Origin of the sequence: Paenibacillus cremeus, from assembly GCF_007786445.1 — a bacterium.
GTDB classification, from domain to species: Bacteria; Bacillota; Bacilli; order Paenibacillales; family NBRC-103111; genus Paenibacillus_G; species Paenibacillus_G cremeus.
Window position 1 is genome coordinate 1 of the sequence record NZ_VNJI01000108.1, and the last position, 3,552, is coordinate 3,552.

1 protein-coding gene and 2 pseudogenes are annotated in these 3,552 nt (G+C 49.2%); all 3 read right to left on the reverse strand.

Features of this window, described 5'->3' with window-relative positions; translation table 11 throughout:
* A pseudogene (locus FPZ49_RS37365) lies at positions 1 to 192 on the reverse strand (sugar ABC transporter permease); the annotation flags it as partial.
* Between the two features lie 277 nt (positions 193 to 469).
* A complete protein-coding gene (locus FPZ49_RS34840; protein ID WP_144855324.1) occupies positions 470 to 3,106 on the reverse strand; it encodes a hypothetical protein in 2,637 nt (878 codons plus the stop codon).
* 100 nt (positions 3,107 to 3,206) lie between these two features.
* A pseudogene (locus FPZ49_RS36310) lies at positions 3,207 to 3,552 on the reverse strand (extracellular solute-binding protein); the annotation flags it as partial.

The following is a 3,552-nucleotide window of genomic DNA, read 5'->3' on the forward strand; positions in this document are numbered from 1 at the left end:
ATTTTGAAAGGCAATCAGAATTCCCCACATCGGCAAGTATTTAAATAGAACAAAGTATAAAATTCCGGGCAGGGCCATCAAAAGTAAATACTTATTTTTTACCAACGCCCTCCAGCCCTGGCTTTGGCGATTTCGGGCTACCGTCCCGACCCCTGAAACGGATGAGTCGGTATATAAGTTTGTTCCACTCATGTGGGCGCCTCCTTCCTGTTTTGATCTAAAGTATGTATCTAATCATAGTTATCAACAATAAAACATTTTTGCAAAGGGCTGTTTCAGCATGAAAAAGAGGGTGCGGACAAATTTTTACCTTGAGACGAATCTGAACAAATCAGACCCTTGGCCATGCCATCTTTTGTTTCGATGCTATACTTAAGCAATTGCACCTCAGGCTATACGTGAACGGGTGTCTTCAATGAAAAGAAAGCGCTCAAGAACCGAGCGCTTTCCCATTAACTTAAAACCCTGCCTATCTCGCGGATACAACGTAATAAGGATCGTTGGATACCTGCTCGTTAAAGCCGGGAACAAGCCAGGCATCCCCTCCGCTGTCCCGAAATTCGAAGAAGTAAACCAAATCATAGGGAGAATCGGTATAATTCCCGGGAACGCAAGCGGAGAATATTGTTTTATCCTGTGACATTTCTGCAACGACATAACGTTTGCTCTGATCCGCGTGGCGATAGTGCAAGCGGACGGACAAGCCTTTCGGAGCCTCCGGTATGGAAATGCACAATTCCAATGCCTGGCCTTTTTTCATGCGTACTGGAACTTCATGAGTGTATGCAAGGCGACGGTTTTCGGCGTTCGTTTGCAGAAATCTGGAAGCAGCGTCTCTCTTTTCCATGAGAACCGGCTTGGCCGCTCCGTTGCGCGCCTCTGAGGCTAACCGCTCCAATGCCTGTAAATCTTCCTCTATCGCAGGTAAGCGGTCAGCCCAATGTCCTCGTATCTCAGGAAACATACCAAATGTGATGTCCGCCTTATACACGTCCTTCGAAACCTCTATCACCTGCTTCCAATGGTTTATTGCAGAACGGTACAGTTCAACCGCCTGATCCAGAAAGGCTGTGTCAAATGTGCGTTCATAAAGAGAGTATGCCAAAGCTGCGCGAAACTTCCCGGCGAAGAAGCGACCCATCTCAATCAGCATCGTCACGTCAATTGAGAAACGGCGGAAGTCAGCCCTTTCCTTGTCCTCTACCACCTCGATTGCTTGATTTAAATACCGCTCCGCCCCGGCGGAAAATTGCTCCAGACGCTCCGCGATCTCGAGCGGTGAATATTTGCCTAGGCGGAAGCCCTTTATAATATCGTCGGTAAAGTCGTCTACGCGGTAAAATAAAGCGGAATCTATCGGGCTCGCTACACCGAATGTTCCCGGTTTAGGCGTATCATGGTCATAGCGCGTCGGCCCGGTTCTCACAATCGGCAGATTGGAGGACATCTCTGCCCAATATATGGCGTTGGATGCTGATGGAAGGTGAGCGGTGACGAAATAAGGCATAATCCGGCTGGCATAAGCGAGAGCCTGCTCATAGGCATATGCGGCGTCGCCAAATTCTGTCCGTAGAAAACGCTGCCAGGAGGCCGGATTGGCATCCGGATTGTAAAGCAATCTTCCCCATAGCCGGTACGTATATTTATGCTTAACCCAATCGCGGTTAGGTAACTGAAGGGCCTTATCCAGATATGGCTCACGACCGCCGATGGCCCCAGTCCCTTTACGGCCCTTGTACGTCATCGGCTCGCACCACTCCACGCCTTGCGTGCCGCTAAAGTGGGAAGCGCGGCCGTAAGCTGAAGCGATCGCAGGGTCACCCCACAGCAGCAGTTTTTGTGTACCCGGCCAGATTCGGAATAAAACACCGTACTGCCGGTCATCCCGCAAATAGTCCGCATACCCGTATCTCGTAAATCGCCGGGAATTGGCGGTTATCGCATTCAGAGACTCCGTCGTACTCTCTTTAGACCCGAACTCTGACTCCCGGATAGCGGCTTGATGATAACCAAGCCCCATATGCTCGGCCCAATATTTAGGGGAGATGTAGATCGGCTGCCCGGTGGCTAAAGCACCCTTCAGCAGCTCGTCATTAAGACCTTTTGCGTGCATATCTATTTCGATAGGCCGTCCAACATCCAAAGTTCCGCTCAAAACGACCTTCCAAAACTCATATGCAGGCTCATGGATGCCGCTCTCATAATGTATCCGCAACGTAAGGCCATCGATAGCCGGGAACTCTTTCAGCAAGTGCTGCAGCGCATCACGGCAATACTCTGCGTGATTGTCGGCGTTGATTCCTTCAATGTTGTAATTCATGTTCGGGCTTTCAAGGTAAACATAGGATTGGTTCCATAATCCCAGTTGGAAATGAAGCCCTCTGCGCTTTGCTTCTTCCGAGATATAGCGAAGCGTATCGTAGTTCCGCTGTCTTTCCTCTTCGGAGAGTTCGGTAACCTTCACCTTATAGCCCGGCACTTGGAGCAGGTACGGATAGGTAAAATTGAAATAATTATCGTGGACATTCGGGTCATGACCGTAGTCGTAGGCCATTCCGAATGACATTGTAAAACGATTGAACCGCTGGGAGATGAGTTCTGTCAAATATTCGTCCCAAAACGATTTGTCGTAAAACCAATCCTTATCCTCCAGTTCGCAAGAAAAATTGCGCATCACGCTGCGGATTTGGTTCGCCGGGCGGTCAGCAAACGATACGATTGCCAACAGTTCGGATAATATGTCGGAGCCGTGCTGAACACGGTCAGCCAGTTCCAGCAAGGCATAGACCATTCCGCGCTCGTCGGGAGCCACGAGCACCAAGCGATTGCCGGAAACGGCGACGGCAAACGATTCCGCTGCTTTGGGCAGATCAAGCCCCGCAGACTCAATCTCAGAATCGTGTCCTGAATCGACTCCGCTAATGACGATATGTACGGCGGCTTTTGAAGCTTCGTTATAATGATCCATTCGAGCTGTGGAAATCTCGCGCTTCTGCAGCGCTTCTGCTAACGTTTGCTGTGCCCATAGTACAGCTTGAGATGAGGCAAACGTATTATCCATTACCAGGACGACTTGCGGTGTTGAAGTTGAGGTTAAAATTGACAAGGGGATCTCTCCTTTAAGGTGTATTGCAATGCCTTCAATAAAATACCTGCAGGTCAGCCTCGCTGCTTAACTTCCAAGTCACACAGTGAACACTCCTCACTCACTTGGATGAAATTCGGACTTGATACGATTTGTTCAATTCCTCAGTGATCTTGATCAGATCTTTATCATTCTTTAATTGTTCGACGTAAGAGTCCCAATCGGACAGCGGTCTTTTCCCGAGGATGATTTGGGTCTTCACGTCCTGAATTTTTTTGCGAAGCTCTGCGCCTGCCTTCTGATCCGTTTCGGAATATAGACCGGCGTCGATTTTCCCCGAACTAATTTTCGCTTTTTCATCAATGATTTTCTTGTTGAACTCATAGAAATCGCGCGGAATTCCGGGGGCGTAAGCGCGAATATAAGGGTCCAGAGCAAGGTAGATTTGTCCCGTCGATTGCGGCGAT